This is a genomic window from Leifsonia williamsii (assembly GCF_030433685.1).
GTDB lineage: Bacteria > Actinomycetota > Actinomycetes > Actinomycetales > Microbacteriaceae > Leifsonia > Leifsonia williamsii.
Genome location: NZ_JAROCF010000001.1, coordinates 2,423,176 through 2,449,218 on the forward strand (window position 1 = coordinate 2,423,176; position 26,043 = coordinate 2,449,218).

General features: G+C 72.9%; 25 protein-coding genes and 1 riboswitch. Of the genes, 19 read left to right on the forward strand and 6 right to left on the reverse strand.

Annotated elements, in window-relative coordinates; all coding sequences use genetic code 11:
* Positions 1 to 3: 3 nt before the first annotated feature.
* Complete coding sequence (gene ybaK, locus P5G50_RS11400) at positions 4 to 492, reverse strand: Cys-tRNA(Pro) deacylase (RefSeq protein ID WP_301208896.1); 489 nt, start codon at positions 490 to 492, stop codon at positions 4 to 6.
* On the reverse strand, positions 492 to 2,582 hold the full coding sequence (glgX, locus tag P5G50_RS11405) for a glycogen debranching protein GlgX (protein ID WP_301208894.1): 2,091 nt from the start codon (positions 2,580 to 2,582) through the stop codon (positions 492 to 494). Before glgX ends, ybaK begins: the two co-directional genes overlap by 1 nt.
* 18 nt (positions 2,583 to 2,600) lie before the next feature.
* Between glgX and P5G50_RS11410 the strand changes: the two genes are divergently transcribed.
* From P5G50_RS11410 to P5G50_RS11460, 11 genes are all read left to right on the forward strand, one after another.
* Entirely contained in the window at positions 2,601 to 3,785 is a 1,185-nt protein-coding gene (locus P5G50_RS11410; RefSeq protein ID WP_301208892.1) for a cysteine desulfurase family protein, read from the forward strand.
* A 145-nt stretch (positions 3,786 to 3,930) separates the two neighbouring features.
* Positions 3,931 to 5,031 (forward strand): tRNA 2-thiouridine(34) synthase MnmA, encoded by a 1,101-nt coding sequence (gene mnmA / locus P5G50_RS11415; protein ID WP_301208890.1) that lies wholly within the window; start codon positions 3,931 to 3,933, stop codon positions 5,029 to 5,031.
* 49 nt (positions 5,032 to 5,080) lie between these two features.
* Entirely contained in the window at positions 5,081 to 7,444 is a 2,364-nt protein-coding gene (gene ligA / locus P5G50_RS11420; RefSeq protein ID WP_301208888.1) for an NAD-dependent DNA ligase LigA, read from the forward strand.
* Between the two features lie 212 nt (positions 7,445 to 7,656).
* A complete protein-coding gene (locus P5G50_RS11425) occupies positions 7,657 to 9,015 on the forward strand; it encodes an alpha/beta hydrolase (protein WP_301208886.1) in 1,359 nt (452 codons plus the stop codon).
* 51 nt (positions 9,016 to 9,066) lie between these two features.
* Positions 9,067 to 10,836, forward strand: coding sequence for an alkaline phosphatase family protein (locus P5G50_RS11430; protein WP_301208884.1), 1,770 nt, complete (start codon positions 9,067 to 9,069; stop codon positions 10,834 to 10,836).
* A gap of 65 nt (positions 10,837 to 10,901) precedes the next feature.
* Positions 10,902 to 11,198 carry an Asp-tRNA(Asn)/Glu-tRNA(Gln) amidotransferase subunit GatC gene (gatC, locus tag P5G50_RS11435; RefSeq protein ID WP_301208882.1) on the forward strand — a complete coding sequence of 99 codons (297 nt, stop codon included), beginning with the start codon at positions 10,902 to 10,904 and terminating at the stop codon, positions 11,196 to 11,198.
* Positions 11,199 to 11,204: 6 nt separating this feature from the next.
* Positions 11,205 to 12,752 (forward strand): Asp-tRNA(Asn)/Glu-tRNA(Gln) amidotransferase subunit GatA, encoded by a 1,548-nt coding sequence (gene gatA, locus P5G50_RS11440; RefSeq protein WP_301208880.1) that lies wholly within the window; start codon positions 11,205 to 11,207, stop codon positions 12,750 to 12,752.
* Positions 12,752 to 14,266 carry an Asp-tRNA(Asn)/Glu-tRNA(Gln) amidotransferase subunit GatB gene (gatB, locus tag P5G50_RS11445; protein ID WP_301208878.1) on the forward strand — a complete coding sequence of 505 codons (1,515 nt, stop codon included), beginning with the start codon at positions 12,752 to 12,754 and terminating at the stop codon, positions 14,264 to 14,266. The genes gatA and gatB overlap by 1 nt, the downstream gene beginning before the upstream one ends.
* Positions 14,267 to 14,274: 8 nt before the next feature.
* Positions 14,275 to 14,832 carry a YbaK/EbsC family protein gene (locus tag P5G50_RS11450; RefSeq protein ID WP_301208876.1) on the forward strand — a complete coding sequence of 186 codons (558 nt, stop codon included), beginning with the start codon at positions 14,275 to 14,277 and terminating at the stop codon, positions 14,830 to 14,832.
* A gap of 23 nt (positions 14,833 to 14,855) precedes the next feature.
* Positions 14,856 to 15,788: an oxygenase MpaB family protein gene (locus tag P5G50_RS11455; RefSeq protein ID WP_301209427.1), complete on the forward strand. Its 933-nt coding sequence runs from the start codon at positions 14,856 to 14,858 to the stop codon at positions 15,786 to 15,788.
* A gap of 53 nt (positions 15,789 to 15,841) precedes the next feature.
* On the forward strand, positions 15,842 to 16,297 hold the full coding sequence (locus tag P5G50_RS11460; RefSeq protein WP_435870923.1) for a PaaI family thioesterase: 456 nt from the start codon (positions 15,842 to 15,844) through the stop codon (positions 16,295 to 16,297).
* Here the strand turns inward: P5G50_RS11460 and P5G50_RS11465 are convergent.
* Positions 16,294 to 18,009, reverse strand: a complete 1,716-nt coding sequence (locus P5G50_RS11465; RefSeq protein WP_301208872.1) for a long-chain-fatty-acid--CoA ligase — start codon at positions 18,007 to 18,009, stop codon at positions 16,294 to 16,296. The genes P5G50_RS11460 and P5G50_RS11465 overlap by 4 nt on opposite strands.
* A 36-nt stretch (positions 18,010 to 18,045) precedes the next feature.
* Complete coding sequence (locus tag P5G50_RS11470) at positions 18,046 to 18,711, reverse strand: SDR family oxidoreductase (protein ID WP_301208870.1); 666 nt, start codon at positions 18,709 to 18,711, stop codon at positions 18,046 to 18,048.
* A gap of 87 nt (positions 18,712 to 18,798) precedes the next feature.
* Between P5G50_RS11470 and P5G50_RS11475 the strand changes: the two genes are divergently transcribed.
* The 6 genes from P5G50_RS11475 (at position 18,799) to P5G50_RS11500 (ending at position 22,084) form a co-directional block, all read left to right on the forward strand.
* Positions 18,799 to 19,104, forward strand: coding sequence for a DUF6412 domain-containing protein (locus tag P5G50_RS11475; RefSeq protein WP_301208868.1), 306 nt, complete (start codon positions 18,799 to 18,801; stop codon positions 19,102 to 19,104).
* 69 nt (positions 19,105 to 19,173) lie between these two features.
* The gene (locus tag P5G50_RS11480) at positions 19,174 to 19,971 is read left to right on the forward strand and encodes a YidC/Oxa1 family membrane protein insertase (RefSeq protein WP_301208866.1); all 798 of its coding nucleotides are present in this window, start codon (positions 19,174 to 19,176) and stop codon (positions 19,969 to 19,971) included.
* A gap of 11 nt (positions 19,972 to 19,982) precedes the next feature.
* Positions 19,983 to 20,525, forward strand: a complete 543-nt coding sequence (locus P5G50_RS11485; protein ID WP_301208864.1) for a GNAT family N-acetyltransferase — start codon at positions 19,983 to 19,985, stop codon at positions 20,523 to 20,525.
* On the forward strand, positions 20,491 to 20,811 hold the full coding sequence (locus P5G50_RS11490) for a hypothetical protein (RefSeq protein ID WP_301208862.1): 321 nt from the start codon (positions 20,491 to 20,493) through the stop codon (positions 20,809 to 20,811). The genes P5G50_RS11485 and P5G50_RS11490 overlap by 35 nt, the downstream gene beginning before the upstream one ends.
* A 2-nt stretch (positions 20,812 to 20,813) precedes the next feature.
* Positions 20,814 to 21,377 (forward strand): DUF1697 domain-containing protein, encoded by a 564-nt coding sequence (locus P5G50_RS11495; RefSeq protein ID WP_301208861.1) that lies wholly within the window; start codon positions 20,814 to 20,816, stop codon positions 21,375 to 21,377.
* Positions 21,378 to 21,427: 50 nt separating this feature from the next.
* The gene (locus tag P5G50_RS11500; RefSeq protein WP_301208859.1) at positions 21,428 to 22,084 is read left to right on the forward strand and encodes a hypothetical protein; all 657 of its coding nucleotides are present in this window, start codon (positions 21,428 to 21,430) and stop codon (positions 22,082 to 22,084) included.
* Between the two features lie 50 nt (positions 22,085 to 22,134).
* On the opposite strand, the gene P5G50_RS11505 is transcribed toward P5G50_RS11500, so the two are convergent.
* On the reverse strand, positions 22,135 to 23,139 hold the full coding sequence (locus P5G50_RS11505; RefSeq protein ID WP_301208857.1) for an aldo/keto reductase family protein: 1,005 nt from the start codon (positions 23,137 to 23,139) through the stop codon (positions 22,135 to 22,137).
* A gap of 95 nt (positions 23,140 to 23,234) precedes the next feature.
* Between P5G50_RS11505 and P5G50_RS11510 the strand changes: the two genes are divergently transcribed.
* Positions 23,235 to 24,479: a DNA polymerase IV gene (locus P5G50_RS11510; protein ID WP_301208855.1), complete on the forward strand. Its 1,245-nt coding sequence runs from the start codon at positions 23,235 to 23,237 to the stop codon at positions 24,477 to 24,479.
* 83 nt (positions 24,480 to 24,562) lie between these two features.
* On the opposite strand, the gene P5G50_RS11515 is transcribed toward P5G50_RS11510, so the two are convergent.
* A complete protein-coding gene (locus P5G50_RS11515; protein WP_301208853.1) occupies positions 24,563 to 25,480 on the reverse strand; it encodes an endonuclease/exonuclease/phosphatase family protein in 918 nt (305 codons plus the stop codon).
* A gap of 104 nt (positions 25,481 to 25,584) precedes the next feature.
* Between P5G50_RS11515 and P5G50_RS11520 the strand changes: the two genes are divergently transcribed.
* On the forward strand, positions 25,585 to 25,914 hold the full coding sequence (locus P5G50_RS11520) for a GerW family sporulation protein (RefSeq protein ID WP_301208851.1): 330 nt from the start codon (positions 25,585 to 25,587) through the stop codon (positions 25,912 to 25,914).
* Between the two features lie 12 nt (positions 25,915 to 25,926).
* A riboswitch (TPP riboswitch) is annotated at positions 25,927 to 26,028 on the forward strand.
* Positions 26,029 to 26,043: the final 15 nt, after the last annotated feature.

Consider the following 26,043-nt stretch of genomic DNA (forward strand, 5'->3'; position numbering starts at 1 on the left):
GGGCTAGCGGGCGATGGGGGCGTAGGAGGCGGCGGTCGCCCGGAGGAGGTCGGCGGGCGCGAGCTCGATGTCGAAGCCGCGGCGGCCTCCCGAGACGAACACGGTGTCGAAGAGCTGTGCGGTCTCGTCGACGACGGTCACGTGCCGGGTCTTCTGCCCGACCGGGCTGATGCCGCCGACCACGTAGCCGGTGCGGCGCTCGGCCACCGCCGGGTCGGCCATCGCGGCGCGCTTGGCGCCGACCGCCGCGGCGAGCGCCTTGAGGTCCAGCATCCCGGTCACCGGCACGACGCCGACGACGAGACCGAGGTCGGTGTCGGCGAGCAGGGTCTTGAACACGCGGTCGGCCTCGACGCCGAGCGCCTCCGCCGCCTCCAGTCCGAACGACGCCGCTGTCGGGTCGTGCTCGTACGGGTGCGCGGAGAACGGGATGCTCGCAGCGGTCAACGCGACCGTGGCGGGGGTGCCGGCGGCGGGGCGTGCCTTGGCCATCAGCGGGCGCCTGCGCTGTGCTGGTCCTCGTCCACCCGCGGCCCGTTCGCCCGGTACAGCTGCATCGACGTTCCGCCCACCAGCCGCGCGGTGCCGGGGGCCAGCTCGGTCGGGTCCTCCTCGATCGGCACCTCCGTCGCGCTGTCCCACAGCAGCTGGTAGGAGGTGACGCCCGGCGCCGCGGGGAGCGACACCTCCACGTCGTCCTCCACGCCGTGCACGATCAGCAGGATGCGGTTGAACTCCTCCTTGTCGGGCGTCGAGGCCGCGAGGTACTGCAGGGTGCGGTTCTCGGGGGAGTTCCAGTCCTCGTCGTCCATCCGGGCGCCCGTGGCGTCGTACCAGTCCATGTGGCTCGCGTTCGGCGTGTGCTCGCCGTCGACCGCGTACCGGCTCGGCCGCAGGGCGGGGTTGGTGCGCCGCAGCTCCAGGAGGCGCCGGGTCGTCGCCTCCATCTCGCGCTGCTCCCTGGTGCGCAGCCAGCTCAGCCAGGTCAGCTCGCTGTCGTGGCAGTACGCGTTGTTGTTGCCGCGCTGGCTCCGGCCGTACTCGTCGCCGGCCGTGATCATCGGAACGCCCGCCGACAGCAGCAGCGTGCCCATGAGGTTGCGCATCGCCTTGTGCCGGTCCAGCAGGATGCGCTCGTCGACCGTCGGACCCTCCACGCCGTGGTTGAACGAACGGTTGTTGTCGGTGCCGTCGCGGTTGTCCTCGCCGTTGCCGAGGTTGTGCTTCACGTCGTACGCGGTGAGGTCCGCCATCGTGAAGCCGTCGTGCGCGGTCACGAAGTTCACCGACGCGAGCGGGCCCCGCTCGGGCGAGAACGTGTTCGACGACCCCGCCAGGCGCGTCGCGAAGCCGCCGATGCCGACGGGGGCACGCCCGTTGCGTCGCGCCTCCGCGATGTCGGCCAGCCAGAAGTTGCGCACCCGGTCGCGGTAGCGGTCGTTCCACTCGCTCCAGCCATCGGGGAAGTTGCCCGTCTGCCAGCCGCCCAGCCCCACGTCCCACGGCTCGGCGATGAGCTTGACGTCTTGCAGCGCCGGGTCCGACAGCACGGCGTTCAACAGCGGATGGTCACGGCTGTACGCCGCATCCGCCCCACGCCCCAGCGTCGCCGCCAGGTCGAACCGGAAGCCGTCGATCTGCACCTCCTGCGCCCAGTAGCGCAGCGAGTCGAGCACCAGCCGCTGCGGCACCGGGTTCCCGAAGTCGAGCGTGTTGCCGCAACCGGTCACGTCGATGTACGCGCCGTGCTCGTCCTGCCGGTAGTAGGTCGCGTTGTCGATGCCGCGGAAGCTCGTGCGCGGGCCGCCCAGCCCCTCCTCGGCGGTGTGGTTGTACACCACGTCGAGGATCACCTCGAGACCCGCCTGATGGAGCAGCTTCACCATCCCCTTGAACTCCGCCAGCACCGCCTGCGGACCCGCCGCCTGCGCACCCCGCGAGGCATAGGGCGCGTGCGGGGAGAAGAAGTTCAGCGTGTTGTAGCCCCAGTAGTTGGTGAGGCCCTCCCGGATCAGCCGCTGCTCCGACACGAACGCCTGCACCGGCAGCAGCTCGACCGCCGTGACGCCGAGCCCCTTCAGATACCGGATGGTCGACTCGTGCGCGAGGCCCGCGTACGTGCCGCGCAACTCCTCCGGCACCTCCGGGTTCAGCCGGCTGATCCCGCGCACGTGCGCCTCGTAGATCACCGAGTGGTCCAGCGGGATGGCGGGCTTGCGCACATCGCCCCAGTCGAAGTCGTCCGACACCACGGTCGAGCGCCACTGGTCGGGACCCACCCGGGTGAGCCCCCGCGCATACGGGTCGAGCAGCAGCGTCTCCGGGTTGAACACGTTCTGCGGGGAGGTCGGACCCGACACCCGCACCGCATAGCGCCGGCCCGGCGTCAGCGACCGCGAACGACCAGACCAGACCCCGTTGGCATCCCGCGTCATCGGGATGCTGCGCGTCAGCCAGTCGGGATCGCGCTCGTCGAACAGGCACAGCTCCATCGCGTCGGCGTGCGCGGAGAAGACCCTCAGCTCACCCCCGTTGTGACCGATGCGGACGCCCAGATTGCGCAGAGGATCGGCAGAGGTCATGCGATCTAGAGTAATGACATGCCGGTCTACCTCGACCACGCCGCCACCACCCCCCTGCGCCCGGAGGCCGTCGCCGCCTTCACGGAGGCGCTCGGCGTCGTCGGCAACCCCGCCAGCATCCACAGCCAGGGCCAGCACGCCCGGCGCCTGCTGGAGGAGGCCCGCGAGACCGTTGCCGCCACCCTGGGCTGCGACCCGATCGAGGTCGTCTTCACCTCCGGCGGCACGGAGGCCGTCAACCTCGGCATCAAGGGGCTCTACTGGGCCCGCAACACCTCGACACCGCGCCCCCGCCTCCTGGTCCCCGGCGGGGAGCACCACGCCACCGTCGACACCGTCGAATGGCTGGAGCGCGCAGAGGGCGCCCGCCCCGACTGGCTGCCGCTCGACAGCGAGGGGCGCATCGCCGTGCCGGACGCTGTCGACCCCGACACCTCCCTCCTCACCTTCCTCGCCGTCAGCAACGAGGTCGGCACCGTGCAGCCCGTGGCGGCGCTCGCCGCGGTGGCGCGCGCAGCGGGGGTCCCGGTGCATGTGGATGCGGTCGCGGCGTACGGTCACCTGCCGATCGACTTCGCCGGGCTCGGGGTGGAAGCGCTGAGCGTCTCGGCCCACAAGATCGGCGGCCCGGTCGGGATCGGCGCGCTCGTGCTGAGCCGTTCCTCCACGGTCGTGCCGCTGATCCACGGCGGCGGCCAGCAGCGGCAGGTGCGCAGCGGCACGCAGGACGTCGCCGCGGCGGTCGCGTTCGCCGCGGCCGCCCGCGCGACAGAGGCCGAGCGCGAGGTGGAGGCGGTACGCCTCGCCGGGCTTCGCGATCGGCTCATTCGCGGGCTGCGGGAGGCGGTGCCTGCCGCGGTGCTCAGCGGTCCCGACCCGCTCGTGGCGCCGTCGGAGCGCGTGGCGTCGAACGTGCACGTCACCTTCCCGGATGCGCAGGGCGACTCCCTGCTCCTCCTGCTCGACATGGCGGGGATCTCGGTGTCGACCGGGTCGGCGTGCCAGGCGGGCGTTCCGGAGCCGTCGCACGTGCTGCTCGCGATGGGCCGCAGCGAGCGGGAGGCGCGCAGCGCGCTGCGCTTCACGCTGGGCCGGACGACGACCGCCGACGACATCGACGCGCTGCTGGCGGCGCTGCCGGGCGCGTACGCGCAGGCGGCGCGGGCCGGGAGCGCGGACCGGCCGTCGCGGCTGCGTGGCTGAGCGGCGGTCACTTCGGCCGGCTCCGATGGGCGACCGGTCGCACAGGGGTCCCGACACGCCGCCCGGCGGCGCGGCCGGCGGCGTGTCGGGACCCCTGTGCGGGGCTCTCGGGGAGTGGTCGGGCAGGCCGTCGTAGACTGCCGGGGTGAAGGTTCTGGCGGCGATGAGCGGGGGAGTGGACTCCGCGGTGGCGGCGGCGCGTGCGGTCGAGGCCGGTCATGACGTGGTGGGCGTGCACCTGGCCCTGAGCCGGATGCCGGGCACCCTGCGCACCGGCAGCCGCGGGTGCTGCACCATCGAGGACTCGATGGACGCGCAGCGCGCCGCCAACGTGATCGGCATCCCGTACTACGTGTGGGACTTCTCCGAGCGGTTCAAGCTCGACGTCGTCGACGACTTCATCGCCGAGTACTCGGCCGGGCGCACCCCGAACCCGTGCATGCGCTGCAACGAGCGCATCAAGTTCGCCGCGCTGCTCGAGAAGGCGCTCGACCTCGGATTCGACGCCGTCTGCACCGGCCACTACGCCGCCATCGTCACCGACGCCGACGGCAACCGGGAGCTGCACCGCGCCTCCGACTGGGCGAAGGACCAGTCCTACGTGCTCGGCGTCCTTACCGCGGAGCAGCTCGCGCACGCGATGTTCCCGCTCGGGGCGACGCCGTCGAAGGCGGAGGTGCGGGCGGAGGCCGCGGCGCGCGGACTCAGCGTCGCCAACAAGCCCGACTCGCACGACATCTGCTTCATCCCCGACGGCGACACGCGCGGCTGGCTCGCGGAGCGCGTCGGCACCGCGACCGGCGACATCCTCGACCGCGACGGCAACCGCCTGGGCAGCCACGAGGGCGCGCACGCCTACACGGTGGGCCAGCGCAAGGGCCTCAACATCGGCTATCCGTCACCCGACGGCCGCCCCCGCTTCGTGCTCGAGGTCCGCCCGGTCGACAACACGGTCGTCGTGGGCCCCAAGGAGGCGCTCGACATCGCCGAGATCGCGGGCTCCCGCTTCACCTGGGCCGGCCTCCCGCCCGCCGACGCCGCGACGCCGTTCACGTGCGAGGTGCAGATCCGCGCCCACGCCGACCCGGTGCCCGCGGTGGCGTGCGTGCGCGACGGCGAGCTCCTGATCCGCCCGGACGTTCCGTTGAACGGCGTCGCCCCCGGCCAGACCGCGGTCGTGTACGTCGGCACGCGCGTGCTCGGGCAGACGACGATCGACCGCACCGTCTCCGCCGTCCCGGCCTGAGCGCAGTCGGCCACCCGGCCGTGTCGGCGGTCGTCCGTAGAATCGGAGGGTGACCGAGACCTCCGAGACGCGCAGCACCTCCCTCGAGCCGGCCGCGGGCGCCGACGTCGATGGGCTCGACTTCGATGCGGCGCGGGCGGAGGCGGAGCGGCTCACGCAGCGCATCGAGGCCGCGCGCGTCGCGTACTACGGCGACGGCACCTCCACGCTCTCCGACGCCGAGTACGACGCCGACTTCCACCGGCTGGAGGCGCTGGAGCGCGCGTTCCCCGAGCTCGCCGGGCAGGACAGCCCCACCCAGCAGGTCGGCGCCAGCGTCGTCTCCGCCGGGTTCCCCGAGCACGAGCACGCCGAGCGGATGCTCAGCCTCGACAACGTCTTCTCCATCGAGGAGTTCCGCGACTGGGCCGCCAAGACCGCGGCGGCGGCCGGGCGGCCGGTGCGCTGGCTGACCGAGCTCAAGATCGACGGCCTCGCGATCAGCCTCGCCTACCGCGACGGCGTGCTCGAGACCGCGACCACCCGCGGCGACGGCCGCGTCGGCGAGGACATCACCGAGAACGTCGAGCTTATCCCGGCGATCCCCACGCGGCTGACCGGCAGCGGGTTCCCGCCCTTCTTCGAGGTGCGCGGCGAGGTGTTCCTGAAGTCCGTCGACTTCGAGGCGCTCAACGACCGGCAGCGTGCGCTCCAGGCGGCTTTCGAGGCCGAGGAGCGGGCGAAGGGCAAGGCCGAGGAGGCCATCAAGACCCGCTACCCGGAGTTCGCCAACGCGCGCAACACCGCCGCGGGCAGCCTCCGCCAGCGCCGCGAGAACAAGAGCGCGACCGAGCTGGAGCTGATGCGCGAGCGGCTCGGCCGGCTCTCGCTGTACCTCCACGGCATCGGCGCGTGGCAGCACCCCGAGGTCTCCGCCCAATCCGAGATCTACGATCTGCTCGCGGGCTGGGGCCTCCCGGTCTCGCCCCACTCGCGCGTCTTCGGGACGGTCGACGAGGTCGCCGGCTACATCGCCGACCGCGGCGAGCACCGGCACGACGTCGAGCACGAGATCGACGGCATCGTCGTCAAGGTCGATGAGCTGGCGCTCCATGACGAGCTCGGCGCCACCAGCCGCGCTCCGCGCTGGGCCATCGCCTACAAGTACCCGCCGGAGGAGGTGCACACGAAGCTGCTCGACATCGTGGTCAGCGTCGGCCGCACCGGCCGGGCCACGCCGTTCGCGGTGATGGAGCCGGTGAAGGTCGCGGGCTCCACGGTGCGCCAGGCCACCCTCCACAACCAGCAGGTCGTGCGCGCGAAGGGCGTGCTCATCGGCGACACGGTCGTGCTGCGCAAGGCCGGAGACGTGATCCCGGAGGTGCTCGGCCCGGTGGTCGAGCTGCGCGACGGCACCGAGCGCGAGTTCGTCATGCCGGAGGGCTGCCCGGCCTGCGGCACGCCGCTCGCCCCCGCCAAGGAGGGCGACATCGACCTCCGCTGCCCCAACTCCGAGTTCTGCCCGGCGCAGGTGCACGGCCGCGTCGAGCACATCGGCTCCCGGGGCGCGCTCGACATCGAGGCGCTGGGGGAGGTCGCGGCCTCCGCGCTCACCCAGCCCCGCGTGCCAGAGGTCCCGCCGCTGCCGACCGAGGCCGGCCTGTTCGGGCTCACCGTCGCCGACCTGTTCCCGATCGAGGTGGTCGTCCGCGACGCCGAGACGGGGCTGCCGAAGCTGACGGAGACCGGCGAGGAGAAGGTGGTCGCGCCCTTCCGCCGCCGCCGGTCCACCAAGGACGGCCCGTACGACCCGTCCTCCGCCGAGTTCGGCGGCGACGCGCTGTCCGTGCCGTCGAAGGCCGCGGTCGACCTCGTCGCCAACCTCGCCGCCGCGCGCACCAAGCCGCTGTGGCGCATCCTCGTGGCCCTCAACATCCGCCATGTCGGCCCGGTCGCCGCGCGGGCGCTGGCCGACCACTTCGGCTCGCTCGACGCCATCCGCGCGGCCTCGCGCGACGAGCTCGCCGCGGTGGACGGCGTCGGCGGCATCATCGCCGACGCGGTGCTCGCCTGGTTCGAGGTGCCGTGGCACCGCGAGATCGTGGAGCGGTGGAGCGCCGACGGCGTCCAGTTCGCCACCCCCGGCCACCCGGGCCCCGGTCACGCGGCCGCGCAGGGCGGCGTGCTCTCCGGCCTCACGGTCGTGGCGACGGGTTCGCTGGAGGGCTATACCCGCGAGGGAGCGCAGGAGGCGATCATCGCGGCCGGCGGCAAGGCGGCCTCCAGCGTCTCCAAGAAGACCGACTTCGTCGCGGCCGGTCCCGGCGCCGGGTCGAAGCTCGCGAAGGCGGAGGAGCTCGGCCTGCGCATCCTCGACGCCGCGCAGTTCAGAATCCTGGTCGAGCAGGGTCCGGACGCCCTCCCGGCGCCCTGACACCCGTCCGGGGGCCGAAATCGGTCGGCCAAAGCGCGGACAGCCCGAATGTTCTCCCCCTGAATCGGGGGTAGAACGCGCGGCCGTCGGCCATTCGCATCCCGTACATTGGGGGTGTGCGCTCGACCCGTTGCGCACGTGCAAGGGCTTAGCTCGCTGCCTTCTCGGAGGGACCCGGACGAGTGCTGGTCGGCTTTGCAGCTGTTCTGACTGTGACCTCGGTCGTCTCCGGACTGACCGGGGCCACCGCCATGCCCGCAGAGCTGCCGACGGTGCCCGCGGCGGTGTCGAATGCGACAGCCTCGCAGACCGCCACGTCTACCCCCGGCCATGTTGTCGGCGCTGTGTCGCCGAGTGCGGTCTCGACCGCGTTCCTACCGACCGCGTCCGTCGCCACCGCCCTCGGCGACGCGCCCGCGGGTTCGTCGCCGGCCCACGCGCCCGCCATCGCCGCGACCGCGCTGGGCCGCATCGCCGCGCTCGACAGTGCCGACCTCCGCTCCTACGTCAGCACCCACCCGACCGACCTGAACCGCCTGCTGGCCGACCCGCCCGCCGCCGGCGACGTCGGCCGCGTCTGGAGCCTCCTCGGCGCGGAGAAGCAGTCCGTGCTGCTGCGCGAGGCGCCGCACATCGTCGGCAACCTGGAGGGCGTGCCGTACACGGTCCGCGGGGCGGCCAACGCCCTCGACCTCAAGCAGACGATCGCGGGAGCCCGTACGTCGCTGCGCAGCGAGCACGGCAAGGCAGCCCGCATCGCGCTGCAGCACCAGCTCACAACCCTCGGCAATGTCGAGAAGGCCCTCGCAAAGAAGGACGGCGTCACCCGCACGCTCGTCGCGCTCGACACCTCCGAGGACGCGAAGGCCTCCATCGTCGTCGGCGACCTGTCGACCGCGAAGTACGTCAGCGTCCTCGTGCCGGGCATGTACATGTCGGTCGGGGAGCAGATCGAGGCCTGGGCGGAGGTCGCGCAGGACCTGCACGACCAGCAGACCGACTTCCTGCACCGCTTCCTCGGCCCGCGCGGCAAGCAGGGCGGCCCCGGCGTGGCGGTCGTCGCCTGGATCGGCTACCAGACGCCGGTCCTGACGAACATCGGCGGCCTCCAGCTGGCTCAAGAGGGTGCGGACAGCCTCGAGCGCACGCTCGCCGGCATCGAGACCCTCCGCGCCGCCGACCCGCCGTACCTCAGCGTGCTCGCCCACTCGTACGGGTCCACCGCCGCGCTGCTCGCACTGGAGCGCGGCACCGTCACCGTCGACGCGCTCGCGCTGATGGGCTCGCCGGGCAGCGACGCGCAGTCGGTCGCCGGCCTCTCCGTGCGCGACGGCAACGTGTTCGTCGGAGAGGCGCCCATGGACCCGATCGTCGACAGCGCGTTCTTCGGCAGCGACCCCGGCGCCCCGTCCTACGGCGCGAAGCACATGAGCGTCGACGGCGCGGTCGATCCGATCACGCACAGGACGCTCGCCGGCTCCAGCGGGCACAACGAGTACTTCACCGCCGGCACCGAGTGCTCGCGCAACCTGGCGCTGATCGGCATCGACCAGGGCGGGCTGGTGCTCTGACCGTTCGATGTCGGCCCCGCCCGCACTGATGCGCAGGGGATAATGGTCGGGATGGACGGGGAGACCAGCGGCGACGACCGCGCGGACGAGGCGGCACAGCGCCGCTCCTCGCGCCGGAACTTCCTCAAGGGCGCCGGCCTGTTCGCGGCGGGCGCCGTCGCCGGAGGCGCCGCGGGCGGCGCGGTCGGTGCGGCGGTCGCCGGCGGCGTGGCCGCCCAGCAGCCCGTCGCGGAGGAGGGCGAGGAGTACCCGCCGCTGCCTCCGCGCGACCGCCCCGGCTTCGACCACCTCGTCGTGCTGATGTACGAGAACCGCTCGTTCGACAACCTGCTCGGCTATCTCTACGACGAGAGGACCCTGCCGCAGGGGAAGCGCTTCGAGGGGCTGGCGTTCGGCGACCACAGCAACCCCGACCCGGCGGGCGGCCCCGACATCCCCGCGCACCCGCACCAGGGCACGACCGACTACATCATGCGCCAGCCATCGCCCGACCCGGGCGAGGTCTATCCGCACGTCAACACGCAGCTGTTCGGGATCGTCGACCCGCCCTCCAACGCCGACGCGCTCGTCCGCGACATGAAGCCGCCGTACAACGCCCCTCCGGCCGGCATGAAGCCGACCATGAAGGGCTTCGTCAAGGACTACGTCGGGGTGCTGCGCAAGGACGCGGGAGGCCGTGAGCCGACCGCGCAGGAGTACCGGACGGTCATGGGCTCCTTCACGCCCGACATGCTCCCCGTGTTCTCCACGCTCGCCCGCCAGTTCGCGGTCTACGACAACTGGTACTGCGCGGTGCCGTCGCAGACGCTGTGCAACCGCTCGTTCTTCCACGCCTCCACCTCGCACGGCTACGTCGACAACGCCGGCGAGGAAGGGCTGCGCAAGTGGTTCGACGACAAGAACGCCAGCCCGACGGTCTTCAACCGGCTCCAGGAGGCGGGCCACACCTGGCGGGTCTACTACGACGACCGCCAGCTCGTGTCGCTCACCGGCTTCATCCACGCACCCGTGCTGGAGCAGTACTGGAAGACGCACTTCCGCACGATGACGCAGTTCTACAAGGACGTGGCCGAAGGCACCCTGCCGGACTACGCCTTCATCGAGCCGCGGCTCCTCTACGACCACAACGACATGCACCCGCCGGGCGGCCCGATGACGGCCGAGGAGGTCGACGGCGAGGAGATCGTCGGAGGCGCGATCTCGGACGTGCGCGCGGGTGACCTGCTCCTGCACGAGATCTACTCGGCGATCCGGTCGTCGCGGAGCGCAGAGGGCTCCAACGCGCTCAACACCATGCTGCTGGTGACCTTCGACGAGCACGGCGGCACATACGACCACGTGCCGCCCGGCGCGGCGATCCCGCCCGACGACAGCGGGCCGGGGGAGAACGGCTTCACGTTCGACCGGCTCGGGGTGCGGGTGCCCGCCATCGCGATCTCGGCGTACACGGCTCGCAACACGATCATCCACGACGAGATGCACCACGCCGCCGTCATCGCCACGCTGGCGAAGAAGCACCGCCTCGCCCCGTTGACGGACCGCGACCGCGGCGCGCGCACGATCGAGAACGCGGTCAACCGCAGCACCCCGCGGCAGCCGGGCACCTGGCCGGACACCCATCCGGCGTACCTGCCGGCCAATCCGGAGGCGGACGCGCCGGCGCCCGGGGACGAGGACCGGCCGCTCAGCCCGCCCGGGATCGGCCTGATGGGGCTGCTCACGGCGCGCTACGGCGCTCCGGGCGAGACCGAGCCGACGACGTACAAGCAGGCCTGGGACGCCGTCCACCGGCATGGCCTCGGGCTGTTCGGCGGGCAATAGAATCGGTAGTGGCTGCGATCGCGCGGCCCGTCCATCCCGGAACAGCAGAACCAGCACGGAGACGTATGCCTGAAATCAGCGCAGAGCAGGTCGCGCACCTCGCGAACCTCGCCCGCATCGACCTCAGCCCCGACGAGCTCGAGAGCCTCACCAGCGACCTCGGCCAGATCGTGGAGGCGGTGGCCAAGGTGCAGGAGGTGGCCGGTCCCGACGTGCCGGCGACGAGCCACCCGCTGCCGCTGACCAACGTGTTCCGCGCCGACGAGCCGCGGCCGTCGCTGACGGTGGACCAGGCGCTCTCCGGCGCCCCCGCGCGCGAGGGCGACCGGTTCAAGGTCGCCACCATCCTGGACGAGGAGTAGGACCCGATGACCGATCTGACCCGCCTCCCCGCCGCCGAGCTGGCCGACCTCCTCGCCTCGCGCGAGGTGTCGTCGGCCGAGGCCACGCGCGCCCACCTGGACCGCATCGAGTCCGTCGACGCCGACGTGCACGCCTTCCTGCACGTCGCCGCCGAGAAGGCGCTGCGCACCGCCGCCGAGATCGACGGCCGCCGTGCCTCGGGCGACGCGCTCGGCCCGCTCGCCGGCGTGCCCGTCGCGATCAAGGACGTGCTCGCCACGAACGACATGCCGTCCACCTCCGGCTCCAAGATCCTCGAGGGCTGGCTGCCGCCGTACGACGCGACGGTGGTGCGCAAGCTGCGCGAGGCCGACCTCGTGCCCCTCGGCAAGACCAACATGGACGAGTTCGCGATGGGCTCCTCCACCGAGCACTCGGCCTACGGCCCGACCCGCAACCCGTGGGACCTCGAGCGCATCCCCGGCGGCTCCGGCGGCGGCTCGGCCGCGGCGGTGGCGGCCTTCGAGGCGCCGTTCGCCCTCGGCTCCGACACCGGCGGCTCGATCCGCCAGCCCGCCGCCGTCACCGGCTCGGTGGGTGTGAAGCCGACCTACGGCGGGGTGAGCCGCTACGGCGCCATCGCGCTGGCGAGCTCGCTCGACCAGGTGGGCCCGGTCTCTCGGACCGTGCTCGACGCGGGCCTGCTGCACGACGTCATCGCCGGCCACGACCCGCTCGACTCGACCTCGCTCTCGGACACCTGGCCGTCGATGGCCGACGCCGCCCGTGCCGGGCAGCGCGATGGCGCCCTGCGCGGCGTGCGCGTCGGCGTCATCCGCGAGATCGCGGGCGACGGCTTCCAGGCCGGCGTCAAGCAGCGTTTCGACGAGGCGCTCGCGGTGCTGGAGGCGGCGGGCGCGGAGGTCGTCGAGGTCTCGGCGCCGAGCTTCGAGTACGCGGTCGCCGCGTACTACCTGATCCTCCCGGCGGAGGCGTCCAGCAACCTGGCCCGGTTCGACTCGGTGCGCTTCGGCCTCCGCGTCGACCCGGAGCAGCCTCCCGTCACCGTGGAGCGCGTCATGTCGGCCACCCGCGACGCCGGCTTCGGCCCCGAGGTCAAGCGCCGCATCATCCTCGGCACCTACGCGCTGAGCGCCGGCTACTACGACGCCTACTACGGCAGCGCGCAGAAGGTGCGCACGCTCATCCAGCGCGACTTCGCCGCCGCCTTCGAGAAGGTGGACGTGCTGGTCAGCCCGAGCGCGCCGACCACGGCGTTCAAGCTGGGGGAGAAGCTGGCCGACCCGATGGCGATGTACCTCAACGACATCACCACCATCCCGGCCAACCTCGCCGGCGTGCCCGGCATGGGACTGCCGATCGGCCTCGCGCCGGAGGACGGCCTCCCCGTCGGCATGCAGCTCATGGCGCCCGCGCGCGCCGACGCCCGCCTCTACACGATCGGCGCCGCCCTGGAGCGGCTGCTGGAGGAGAAGTGGGGGCACACGCTGCTCAGCCAGGCGCCCGATCTGAGCGCCACCGAGATGTTCGCGAGCGAAGAAGGGGCCGTGTGATGGCCAAGGCGGAACTGATGGACTTCGACCAGGCGCTCGAGCTGTTCGAGCCCGTCCTCGGCTTCGAGGTGCACGTCGAGCTGAACACCAAGACCAAGATGTTCTGCGGCTGCGCCAACGAGTTCGGCTCGGGCGCCAACACGAACACCTGCCCGACCTGCCTGGGCCTGCCCGGCGGACTGCCGCAGGTGAACGAGAAGGCGATCGAGTCGAGCATCCGGCTCGGCCTCGCCCTCGGCTGCGACATCGCCGAGTCGAGCCGGTTCGCCCGGAAGAACTACTTCTACCCGGACACGGCGAAGAACTTCCAGACCTCGCAGTACGACGAGCCCATCGCCCACGACGGCGAGGTCACGATCGAGCTGGAGTCGGGCCGCGTGGTGACCATCCAGATCGAGCGCGCGCACATGGAGGAGGACGCCGGCAAGCTGACCCACGTCGGCGGCTCCGCCGGGCGCATCCAGGGCGCCGACTACTCCCTCGTCGACTACAACCGGGGCGGCGTCCCGCTGGTCGAGATCGTCACCCGGATGATCGAGGGCGCCGAGCAGGACGCTCCGGAGGTCGGGCGCACCTACGTGCGAGCCATCCGCGACCTCGTGAAGGCCCTGGGCATCTCGAACGCGCGCATGGAGGAGGGCAACGTCCGCTGCGACGCCAACGTCTCCCTCCGCCGCCGCGGCAGCACTCAGCTGGGCACCCGCACCGAGACGAAGAACGTCAACTCGCTGCGCTCGGTCGAGCGCGCGGTCCGCTACGAGATCCAGCGCCAGGCGGCCATCCTCGCTGCGGGCGGCACGATCGTGCAGGAGACGCGGCACTGGCACGAGGACACCGGCACCACCAGCGCCGGCCGTCCCAAGTCCGACGCCGACGACTACCGCTACTTCCCGGAGCCGGACCTCGTGCCCGTCGCCCCGAGCCGGGAGTGGGTTGAGGAGCTGCGCGGCACGCTGCCCGAGCAGCCGGCCGCCCGCCGCAAGCGTCTGGCCGCCGAGTGGGGCTTCACCGCGCTCGAGTTCCAGGACGTCGCCAACGCCGACCTCCTGGACGAGGTGGAGGCGACCATCGCCGCCGGCGCGAACCCCGCCGCCGCGCGCAAGTGGTGGACGGGTGAGATCGCCCGCCTCGCGAACGCGCAGAACGTCCCCGCCGGCACGCTCGTGAGCCCGGCGCACGTCGCCGAGCTGGCCGCGCTGGTCGACGCGGGCACGCTGACCGACCGCCTGGCCCGCCAGGTGCTCGAGGGCGTCGTCGCCGGCGAGGGCGCCCCGCAGGAGGTCGTCGACGCCCGCGGGCTCGCGGTCGTCTCGGACGACGGCGCGCTGATCGCCGCGATCGACGAGGCGCTCGCCTCGCAGCCCGACGTGCTCGCGAAGATCCGCGACGGCAAGGTGCAGGCCGCCGGCGCTGTCATCGGCGCTGTGATGAAGGCGATGAAGGGCCAGGCCGACGCCGCGCGCGTCCGGGAGCTGGTGCTGGAGCGCGCCGCGGCGACCGAGCCGGCGGAGTAGGAGCAGCCGTGGGCGTCTTCACCCTCGGCGGCCTGACGACCGAGCCCGCCGCCTCCCGGACCGACCTGCTGGCTCCGGCCACGCTGGCGGCCGTGGAGGCGCTGGGCTGGCTCGACCGCGTCGGCGTGGTGGAGATCGACCCGGCCGTGTCGGACACGGCCGCCACCCAGGAGCGGTTCGGGCTCGACGCCTCCACGCTGGCGAACTGCGTCGTGGTCGGCGGCAAGCGCGAGGGCGTCGAGCGGATCGCCGCGTGCGTGGTGCTCGCCACGACGCGCGCCGACGTGAACAGCACGGTCAAGCGGATGCTCGACGTGCGTAAGGCGTCGTTCCTGCCGATGGATCGCGCGGTGGAGCTGACCGGGATGGAGTACGGCGGCATCACGCCGATCGGCCTGCCCGCGGAGTGGCCGGTGCTGGTGGACGCGCGCGTCGCCGCCTCCGATGTCGTCATCATCGGCTCGGGCGTGCGGCGGTCGAAGATCCTGCTCCCCGGCGCACTGCTCGGCGAGCTGTCCGGTGCGCAGGTCGTGGACGGGCTCGGTGCGGAGGCGGCACCGCGGTGACCTCCGTCCGCGGCGTCGACCGGATGCTGGGGCCCGTGCGGTCTCGGCTGATCGAGACGCTCGCGGGCCGCTCCGACGAGGTGCCCGCCTGGGTGCTGCGGCTGGAGCAGGGGGAGGACGAGGGCTTCTTCACGCCGCAGAGCGCCGCGTGGGCCGTGCACGGCGGCATGCCCACGCTCGTCGCCGGGGTGCGTGCGCTGCTGTTGCAAGCGCTGCATCCGGGCGCGCTCGCGGGCGTGCGCGACCACTCCCGCTTCCGCGAGGACCCGCTGGGCCGGCTGGCGAACACCATCCAGTGGATCCACACCGTCACGTTCGGCAGCCGGGATCAGGCGATCGCGTCGTCCGAGATGGTGCGGAGCCTGCACCGCCGCGTGGTCGGCGCGTACGTCGACGGTCACGGCGTCGAGCGGCCGTACGCCGCGAACGACCCCGACCTGGCGCGCTGGGTGCACCTCGCCTTCACCGACGCCTTCCTGACCGCGCACGAGGGCTGGGGCGCGCCGATTCCGGGCGGTGCGGACGGCTACGTGGCCGAGTGGGCGATCGCGGGGGAGCTGATGGGCGTCGACGACCCTCCGCGCTCGGCCGCCGAGCTGCGCGCGGCGATCGACGCCGTGACGGATGCCGGGGACCTGCGCGGCGGGCCGGAGGTCGACGAGGTCGTGCGGTTCATCCGGAGGGCCCCGCTGCGGCGGATGCTGCGGCCGTCGTACCGCATCGTGTTCCGCGCGGCGGTGTCGACCCTGGAGCCGCGGCACCGGCTGCTGCTCGGGCTCCCGCCGACCGCGCCGGAGCGCATACTGCCCCTCCACGCCGCGACCGGCGCCGTGCTGCGCGGAGCCGGCGTGCTGCTGGGCCCGCGCACGCAGGCCGAGCTGGCCGCCCGCCGTCGGCTCGAACGCCTCGGCGCCCTTCCCCACCCGACGTCGTCCCTGAACGAGGAGACCCCGTGACCGAACGCCGCCGCACCGTCGAGTGGCAGGACCCGGCGCCCGGCGTCGCGGTCATGCCGACGATGACCGGGCTGGAGTACCTGCGCCGGATGATCGGCGGGCAGCTGCCTCCGCCTCCCATCACCGTCCTCATGCGGATGACGCTGGAGGAGGCCGAGGAGGGCCGCGTCGTCTTCGTCTGCGACCCCGACGAGTCGCACTACAACCCCATCGGCACCGTGCACGGGGGCCTGCTGTGCACCCTCCTCGACTCCGCGCTCGGTTGCGCCGTGCAGTCGACGCTGCCGCAGGGGATGGGCTACACCTCGATCGAGATCAACGTGAACTACCTGCGGCCCGTCTACACGCACACCGGGCCGCTGCGCTGCACGGCCACCGTGACGAAGCCCGGCAAGCGCGTCGCCTTCGCCGACGGCGTGGTGACGGACGCGTCGGGCAAGCCCGTCGCGACCGCGACCGGGTCGCTGCTGGTGTTCCCGATCGGCCCGGGGGCCGAGGCGGCCGGCTAGCGCGCCGCTTCCGCCTGGCCCTGCGGCTGCTGCGCGAGCAGCTGGTCCCGCACCTTGCGACGGATCACCTTTCCGACGATCGAGCGCGGCAGCTCCTCGACCGGGATGACGTGCTTCGGCACCTTGTACGGGGTCAGGCAGTCGCGCGCGTAGGCGCGGATCGCCTCCTCGTCGAAGGAGGCGCCCGGCTCCATCACGACCGCGGCCACGACGTCCTCGCCGCCGCGGCGGTGGGGGAGGCCGACCACGGCGACGTCGGCGATGCCCTCGTACGAGCGCAGCGCGTCCTCCACCTCGGTCGGGGAGACGTTGAAGCCGCCGGTGACGATCAGCTCCTTGATCCGGTCGACGATGCGGACGAAGCCGTCCTCGTCCATCGTGACGATGTCGCCGGTGCGGAACCAGCCGTCGGCGGTGAGCACCTTCGACGTCTCGTCCGTGCGGCGCCAGTAGCCGGAGAACACCTGCGGGCCGCGGGCGAGCAGCTCGCCCTCCTCGCCGAACGCGCGGTCGACGGAGGGGTCGTCGGGGTCGGCGACGCGCAGCTCCGTGCTCGGCAGCGGCAGCCCGACCGTGCCCGGCTTGCGGGTGGCGCCGACCGGGTTGGCCATCAGCACCGGCGAGCACTCGGACAGGCCGTAGCCCTCCACGAGGTAGCCGCCGGTGCGCTCCTCCCAGAGGTCGACGATGCTCTGCGGGAGGCTCATGGCGCCTGAGATGGCGATGTCGATGCCCGAGAGCGACACCTTGCGCTTCTCGGCCGCCTGGACGAGCCGCTCGTAGATCGGCGGGACGGCCGGGAGGAACGTCGCCGGGTGCTTCTTGACCACGTCGAGCACGAGGTCGGGGTCGAACTTCGGGAACAGCACGAGCCGTGCGCCCATGCTCATGGCGAAGGTGAGGCAGAGCGTCAGCCCGTACGCGTGGAAGAGCGGCAGGACGGCGTAGACGACCGAGCTCCCGCGTGCGATCGTCGGCACCCAGGCGCGGGCCTGCGCCGCGTTGACAGTCAGGTTGCCGTGGCTGAGCATGGCGCCCTTGGGCTGGCCCGTGGTGCCGCTCGTGTACTGGATCAGCGCCAGGTCGCCGGTCTCGGGGCGGGGGGAGCTGTCCTTGAGGCGGCGGGAGGCGGTGAGCTCCTCCCAACGGATCGTGCCGGACACCTTCGCGGTCAGCTGGTCGCGCGCCTTGCGGGCGGCGGGCACCGGCAGCTTGAGCGCCAGCCGCTTGCTCGCCGGCATGGCGCGGGTGAGGTCGACGGAGACGATGGTGCTGACGCCGAGGTCGGCCGGCAGCTCCTGCACCGTCGCCGCGACCTTGTCCCAGACGATGGCGACCGTCGCGCCGTGGTCCTCGAACTGGTGGCGCAGCTCCCGCGGCGTGTAGAGCGGGTTGTGCTCGACGACGACCGCGCCGAGCCGCAGGGCGGCGTAGAACGCGACGACGTGCTGCGGGCAGTTGGGGAGCACCAGGGCCACCCGGTCGCCCTTGCGGACGCCACGCCTGCGCAGCCCCTCCGCGACACGGGCGATCTGGTCGCCCAGCTCGGCATACGTGGTGGTCGCGCCGAAGAACTCGAGGGCGACGTGCTTGCCGTAGGTGCGGACGGACTCGTCGATGAGGTGCGCGAGGGATCCGGCGGGGACGTCGACGTCGGCGGGAACGCCGTCGGCGTAACCCGCGACCCAGGGACGATCGCTGTAGCTGGTCACGACGGCAAGCCTACGCGGGCGGGTGGCCCGCGCGCCTCAGGCGGCGCCCGCCGCCGCGCGCACGGCCTCCTCGATCGGGGTGTCGCCCGCGACGACCTCCCACTGGCGGCCGATCGACGCCGGCTCGTCCAGGCACGCGGCGATGAGGCGGGCGACGTCCTCCCGGGCGATGCTGCCGCGCGGCACGCTGTCGCCGAGCGTCACCCGGCCGGTGCCCTCGTCGAAGGTGAGCGCGCCCGGGCGCAGGATGGTCCAGTCGAGGCCGGAGTCGCGCAGCGCCGCGTCGGCGTCGCGCTTCGCCTCGACGTACGCGCGCCACTGCGGGTCGGCGTCGGCGTCGACGGGCGCGTCCGTGCCCCACGCCGACACCTGCACGAAGCGCCGGACGTCGGCCGCCTTCGCCGCGTCGGCCGACTTCACCGAACCCGCATAGTCCACCGTGCGCTTGCGCTCGACGCCGGAGCCGCCTCCCGCGCCCGCCGTGAACACCACGGCGTCGCAGCCGGCGAACGCCTCGGCCAGCTGGTCGGAGGAGGCGCGCTCGATGTCGAGCAGCACGCCCTCACCGCCGAGGCGGTACACGTCTTCGGCGTGCTCCTCGTTGCGGACGATGCCGACGAAGTCGTCGCCCCGGTCGTACAGCACCCGCATCAGCTGCTGGGCGACTTTTCCATGGGCTCCGACGATCGCAACACGAGTCATGCCTCCATCCTGCACCCGTCCGGCGCGGATGCGCTCACGGCGAACGGCGCTGGGCCGCGGCTGCCGTGGTCTGTTAGCGTCGTCCCCGTGCACACCCTCCTCGACCTGCTGACGCGGACCATCGCGTCCGTGCTCGGGTCGGTGTGGAGCACGTCCGGCCCGGCCGGTGCGCTCGCCCTCGTCGGCGTCGCCGGAGCGATCGGCCTCGTGGCCGCCGTCGCGCTCGCATCGCTGCGGTCGGTCGCCGCGCTCGCGGCGTCGCTCACCTCGCGCGTCGTGTGGTCGCGACCCGCGGAGCCGCCCGCCGGCTGGCTGGTCGAGAGCGTCGCCGATCCCGATGCCGACGGGCATCCGCGCCCGCGAGCGCCCGGGCTCTCCCTGCAGGCCGCGTAGCGCCGGACCGAGGGTCCCGCGCGCGGTCAGACGACTCCAGCGTCCGTCCGACATGCAGGGAACACACCCATGGACTTCTTCTCGTGGCCGCCGATCGCGGCCGTCCTCGACGCGGCCTACGGCTTCGTCACCGCCCTCTCCGCCGCCGTGCAGCCGTTCGCGGGCACCGCGGCGGGCCTGGTCGCCGTCGTCCTCCTGACGGTCGTCGTCCGGGCCGTCCTCCTCCCGGTCGGCGTCAGCCAGGTGCGCGCCGAGTTCGTGCGCCGCCGGCTCGCGCCCAAGCTCGCGGAGCTGCAGAGCAAGCACGGCCACGACCGCGAGCTGCTCGGCCGCAAGACCATCGAGCTGTACCAGGAGGAGCGCACATCGCCCTTCGCGGGCATGCTGCCGCTGCTCGCGCAGATCCCCGTCATCTCGCTCGTCTACGCGGTCTTCACCCACCCGAGCATCGCCGGGCACGGCAACGCGCTGCTCGACGAGCGGGCGTTCGGCGCACCGCTCGGCACCAGTTTCGTCGGGCTGACCGGCGCGGGCCCGCAGGTGTGGCCCGCGATCGTCGTCTACCTCGTCGTGCTCGCGCTGATCGCCGCCGTGACCACCGTCTCGCGCAAGGTCCTGGCGCTCCCGCAGCAGCCCGCGCCGGGCGGACCGGGCACCGCTGCGACGCCTCCCGCCGGTATGCTGCGTGCGCTGTCGTTCCTGCCGTACGTCACCGTGGTCTTCGCCGCGTTCGTGCCGCTGGCGGCCGCCGTGTACATCCTGACCAGCACCACCTGGACCGTCCTCGAACGGTCGACGCTGCGGCGGCTGCTCGACCCCGAGCGCCGCCGCCCGACCGAAGGAGGCCAGCCATCGATCTCGCACTGAAACCCGTGCCCGTGCTCCGCACCGATCGGCTGCGCCTCGTGCCGCTCGGGCCGGAGCACATCGAGGGGACGTGGGCGGCCCTCCAGGAGCCCGAATCGATGCGGCTGACCGGCACGCACGCGACCTTCACGCGTGAGGCCGTCCAGCGCTGGCTCGCCCGCCTCGCGGAGCAGGACGACCGCGCCGACTGGGCGATCGTGCTGGCCGAGACGCAGGAGCACATCGGCGAGGTCGTCCTCAACGAGCTCGACGGGGACAACCGCTCCGCGAGCTTCCGCATCGCCCTCGCCTCCCCGCGCTGGTTCGGCCGGGGGTACGGCACCGAGGCGACGCGGGCGGTGGTCGAGCACGCGTTCGGCGCCGTCGGCCTCCACCGCATCGAGCTGGAGGTGTACGCCTTCAACCCGCGGGCGCAGCGTGCCTACGAGAAGGCCGGCTTCGTCGTCGAGGGCCGCAGGCGCGACGCGCTGCTGTGGGAGGGCGAGTGGGTCGACGCCATCCTGATGGGATGCTTGAACCATGTGGAATCGCAGCCGAGCCGACCAGACGCCTGACCCCGCCGTCGCCGACGAACGAGCCCCGGGCGGCCTGGGCGTCGGCGTGCAGGTGTGGGTCCGCGAGCACGGGACGCCGTCGGGCGACGACTGGGTCGGCGAGCCGACCGGCGTGATCATCGCGCGCGGCGAGCGCGGCGTGCGGTCGGTCACGCTGCCCTCCGACCGGCTCACGACCTGGGTGGTGGCGTTCAGCGAGCCGCAGCACCGGCGCGACGGGCGCGGCCCATACGCGTCGGCCACCATCCCGGCGTCGCTGCTCGTCGCGGCCGAGCCGGCGGAGTGACCGTGGCGGCCGCGCGGGGGGCCGGCGCCGCGCTCGGCGTCGGGCTGGTGCGGGGCATCAATGTCGGCGCCTCCACCCGCGTCGCCAAGGACGACCTCGCCGCAGCCTTCGCCGACGCCGGGTTCTCCGACGTCGTCACGCTGCTGCAGAGCGGCAACGCCGTGTTCGGCATGACGGGCGCGCCGACCGTCGAGCAGGCGGCGACGGTCGAGGCGGGCATCGAGCGGCGCTCCGGCGTCTCCGCGCGGGTGGTGCTGGTCGGGGAGGAGCAGTTCCGGGAGGTCGTGGCCGCGAACCCGCTGATCTCGGTCGCCGACGACGACGCCCGTCTCCTGGTCACCTTCCTCGACCACGACCTGCCGGCGGACCTCGAGCTCCCCGCCGACGCCGACCTCGCTCCGGAGGTGCTGCGCGCGGGGGAGCGGGCGCTCTACCAGTGGTGCCCGCTCGGCATCTCGAAGTCGGTCGTCCCCGCCGCGTTCTGGCGCGCGGTCGGGCCCGTGGCGACCGGCCGCAACCAGCGCACGCTGGCCCGGATCGTCGCCGAGCTCGACCGCCGCCGCTGACGGCTCCCGGCCCTCTTCTGCCTGTCGGCGGCCGAACCTACAATGTCGGCATGTTCGTCGAGGGGACCCTTCGATGGCAGGTCACCGAGGACTGTCCCTGGGACCTGCTGATGGCCCTCGCCGTGCGCGACCTGGCGGGGCTGCATGCGGTCGGCGACCCGGTCCTCCCGCGGCTGGCGCCGGAGCCCGAGCCGGCCTTGCACACGGCGACGAGCTCTGCTGCCCGCCGCGCGACCGCGGCGGGCACGCCGGCGCCGGGAGGCGCGGAGGCCGGCGACGACATCCTCTCCCGCCAGTGGGCGGCCTGGTTCGAACGTGCGGTGCACCGCGACCGGCGGCCGCTCGGCGGGCTGCTGCACCCGCCGCACTTCGAGGCGTTCGACCGGGCGATCGAGCTGCAGGACCTCATCCTCCGCTACTACGACGTCGCCGCGCACTGGTCGGCGGAGCGGCACGCGGAGTACGCGCGGACCAGTCTGGAGAAGCACGCGCAGCGGGCCGCCGACATCGTCGACGTGGTGCGGGAGCGCGAGCACGAGCTGCGACGGCAGGCCGGATACTTCCGGCTCGACATCGACGTGCTCCCGCTGGCCGAGCCGGGCGCGTGGATCGTGGGGCCGCACACCGTCGTGGTGAGCGGCAGCCTGCGCGACGATTCGCGCGCGTTCCGCGACTGGTTCCAACCGCTCGTCGCCGCGCTGGTGTAGCGGGGGCGGGGCGGAGCGGCCGGAACCGGGTCGCGGGCGGGTGGCCCGACCTAGGCGGGGCGGCGCTCCGGCGACTTCGTCTCGGTCGTGTCGGTCACCGCGACGTCGCCGACGGCCTCGTCGATGCGGGCGAGCACGTCGCCGTCCAGGCGGATGCCTGCCGCGGCCGCGTTCGACGCCACCTGCTCCGGGCGGGAGGCGCCCACGATGGCCCCGGCGACGTTCGGGTTCTGCAGCACCCACGCCACGGCCAGCTGCGCCATCGTGATGCCGAGCTCGTCGGCGATCGGACGGAGGCGCTGCACGGCCTCCAGCACGTCGTCGCGCAGGAAGCTCTTGATGGCGTTCGCGCCGCCCTTCTCGTCTGCGCCGCGGGAGCCCTCCGGCGGCTGCTCGCCCGGCAGGTACTTGCCGGTGAGCACGCCCTGCGCGACCGGCGACCAGACGATCTGCGAGATGCCCAGCTCGGCCGAGGCCGGGACCACAGCGCCCTCGATGACGCGCCACAGCATCGAGTACTGCGGCTGGTTCGAGATGAGCTGGAAGCCGAGCTGCTTCGCCAGCGCATGCCCGGCGCGCAGCTGCTCCGCGGTCCACTCGCTGACGCCGATGTAGAGGGCCTTGCCCTGGCGCACGATGTCGGCGAACGCCTGCATCGTCTCCTCCAGCGGCGTCTCGACGTCGTACCGGTGAGCCTGGTAGAGGTCGACGTAGTCGGTGCCGAGGCGCTGCAGGGAGCCGTCGATCGACTCCATGATGTGCTTGCGCGAGAGGCCGACGTCGTTGTGCCCCTTCGGGCCGGTGGGCCAGTAGACCTTCGTGAAGATCTCGAGGGAGGCGCGGCGCTCGCCCTTCAGCGCGTCGCCGAGCACCTGCTCCGCGACCGTGTTGGCGTACGCGTCCGCGGTGTCGAACGTGGTGATGCCGGCGTCGAGGGCGGCCCGGACGGAGGCGGTCGCGGTGTCGTTCTCGACCTGCGATCCGTGGGTCAGCCAGTTGCCGTAGATGATCTCCGAGATCTTGAGCCCGGACTCGCCGAGGTATCTGAATTCCATGCGGTTCACGCTACTCCGCGCGGAGCGCGGTCCCGGGTGTCGGTCGCGGATGGCAAGCTTGTGGAGTGGGACGAGCGGACGGCACGGATCGGCGGGTGACGACCGCCGACGTCGACGACACCGGCGCCCACATCCTGCACGTCGACATGGACGCCTTCTTCGCCTCCGTCGAGCTGCTCGACCGGCCCGATGCGCGCGGCAAGCCCGCGATCGTCGGGCACGCGGGCGGGCGCGGGGTCGTGACGAGCGCGACCTACGAGGCCCGCCGGTACGGCGTGCGGAGCGCGATGCCGATGGCGCAGGCGATGCGGCTGTGCCCGACCGCGATCATCCTGCCGCCGCACTACGAGAAGTACGTCGAGTACTCGAAGCGTGTGATGGACATCTTCCACGAGGTCACGCCGCTCGTGGAGCCGCTGTCGATCGACGAGGCCTTCCTCGACGTGTCGGGCGCCGGGAGGCTGCTGGGGTCGCCCCGGCGCATCGCCGAGCTGGTGCGCTCGCGCGTCGCGGGCGAGACGGGGCTGACCTGCTCGGTGGGCGTCGCCGCGACGAAGTTCATGGCGAAGCTCGCCTCCGGCCGCGCGAAGCCCGACGGGCTGCTCGTCATCCCGCCGGGCGAGACGATCGCGTTCCTCCGGCCGCTGCCGGTCGGCGCGCTGTGGGGCGTCGGCGCCAGCACGCAGGCGGCGCTCGAGCGGATGGGGCTGCGCACGGTCGCCGATCTGGCCGATGCGCCCCTCCACGTGCTCCAGAAGGCCGTCGGCGACGCGAGCGGGCGCCGGCTGCACGAGCTCGCGAACGGTCGCGACCCGCGCCGCGTCGTCACCGAGTCGCGCGAGAAGAGCATCGGCCACGAGAACACCTTCGGCGTCGACGTCGACGACCCCGACACCCTGCGCCGGGAGCTGCTGCGGCTCTCGACGCGGGTCGGCGAGCGCCTGCGCAGCCACGGGATGCTCGGCCGCACGGTCGCGATCAAGGTGCGGTTCTCCGACTTCCACACCATCACGCGCTCGCGCACGCTGGCCGAGCCGACGAGCGTCGGCCGGCGGCTGTTCGAGGAGGCGTGGCAGATCTTCGAGGCGCTGGAGCTCGACCTGCGCCGCACGCCCATCCGGCTGATCGGCATCCGCGCCGAGCAGTTGATCGACGCGGGCGGCGACGCGCTCGCGCTGTGGGACCCGGACGAGGAGTGGCGCAGCACCGAGCAGACCCTCGACGCGGTGAGCGCCCGCTTCGGCCGAGGCGTGATCGGCCCTGCCTCCCTGGTGCGCCGCACCAAGGAGGCCGACGCCGAGTCGACGGACGGCCGCAACCCGCGCTGGGTCTCCGACTGAGACCGCCGAGTACGCGGACTCTCCGCGTACTCGAGCGTTTCGGGGCGAATTCGTGCGTACTCGGCGGCTGCCGAGGGGCGCGGCTAGCGCAGGCCGACCTCGATGCCGCGGTGGTCGCTGCCGTTGTCGGGCAGCACCGTGCTGCTGACGGTGGTCAGCCCGCGGACGAACGCGTGGTCGAGCCGGGCGAGCGGCAGCGCCGCCGGCCAGGTGAAGCCGAGGCCGAGGGCGCTGTCCGGGTTCTCGGCGAGCACGTCGGTCAGCGGAGACAGCGTGCGGTCGGTGCTCGCGGTGTTGAGGTCGCCGACGACGAGGACCCGGCCGGCGTCGTCCGCGCGGACGGTGGAGGTCAGCGCGGCCAGCATCTCGTCGCGCTGCGCGTTCTCCCCGGGGCGGACGGAGGCCAGGTGCACCGCGTACACGCTCGTCGGCGCTCCGGGCGTCGCGACGTCGACGCGCAGGGCGCGGTCCCAGCCCAGCCCGAGCGAGAGGCGCTCCTCGCCGCTCAGCGGGTAGCGGCTCCAGAGGCCGACCGTGCCGACGACCGACCGGTAGGGGTAGGCGGCGTCGAGCACGCTCTCCACCGCGGGGAGGGTCGTGCCGTCGAGCTCCTGCAGCGCGATCAGGTCGGGGGAGCGGCCGGCCAGGTCGCGTGCGATGGCGGCGGCCGACGGGTTGCCGGCCTGCACGTTCTCGCTCACGACGGTGAACGCGGGCGCTCCCGCGCTCACCGCTGGCAGGGCCGCGGCGCCGAACAGCGACCACCAGATCGCCGCGGCCGTGGCGACGGCGAGACCGGCGAACACCGACAGCCGCAGCAGCGCGCCCAGCCCGAGCAGCACGATCAGCGCGCCCGCCCAGGGGAGGAACGTCTCGATCAGGGAGGCGGCGCCCGCGGTGTCCGGCAGCGCACCGTGCCACAGCAGCAGCGCCCCGACGCCGAGCGCCGCGATCCCGGTCACGAGGCCGCGAGGGCGACGGCGGGCGCGGAGGGATGACACGCGTCCGATTATTCCGGGCGCTCCGCCGAGAACCCGTGGCGGACGCTGGACGTGGTCTGCGAACTGCCCTGGCCAGCCTGGGAGGGGCGCGGTAGCGTGAGCGCATGACCAGCATGTCTCTCCGGCTCGCCGAGACCATCAGCTCCTCCGGCATCAAGTCCGTCTACGGCGAGCCCGTCGTCGTCGACGGCACGACCATCGTCCCGGTCGCGGCCGTGCAGTTCGGCTTCGGCGCCGGCACCGCCGCCGAGGGCGAGGACGCCCCGGGCGGCGCGGGCGGAGGCGGCGTCGCCATCCCGTTCGGCGCGTACGTGAGCGACGAGACCGGTGTGCGCTTCCGGCCCAACCTGATCACGCTGCTCGCGGTCGGCATCCCGTTCCTCTGGGTGGCCGGTCACGCCTGGGCGCGCGTCATCAAGGCGCTCAAGCGCTAGACTGGCGGCGAACACGGGAGTCCGGTGAGCCGGGCTGAGAGGAAGCTGCTCCAAGCTTCGACCGTCGAACCTGATCTGGGTCATGCCAGCGCAGGGAGGCATCTCTATATCCCGTGCCCTCTTTTCCTC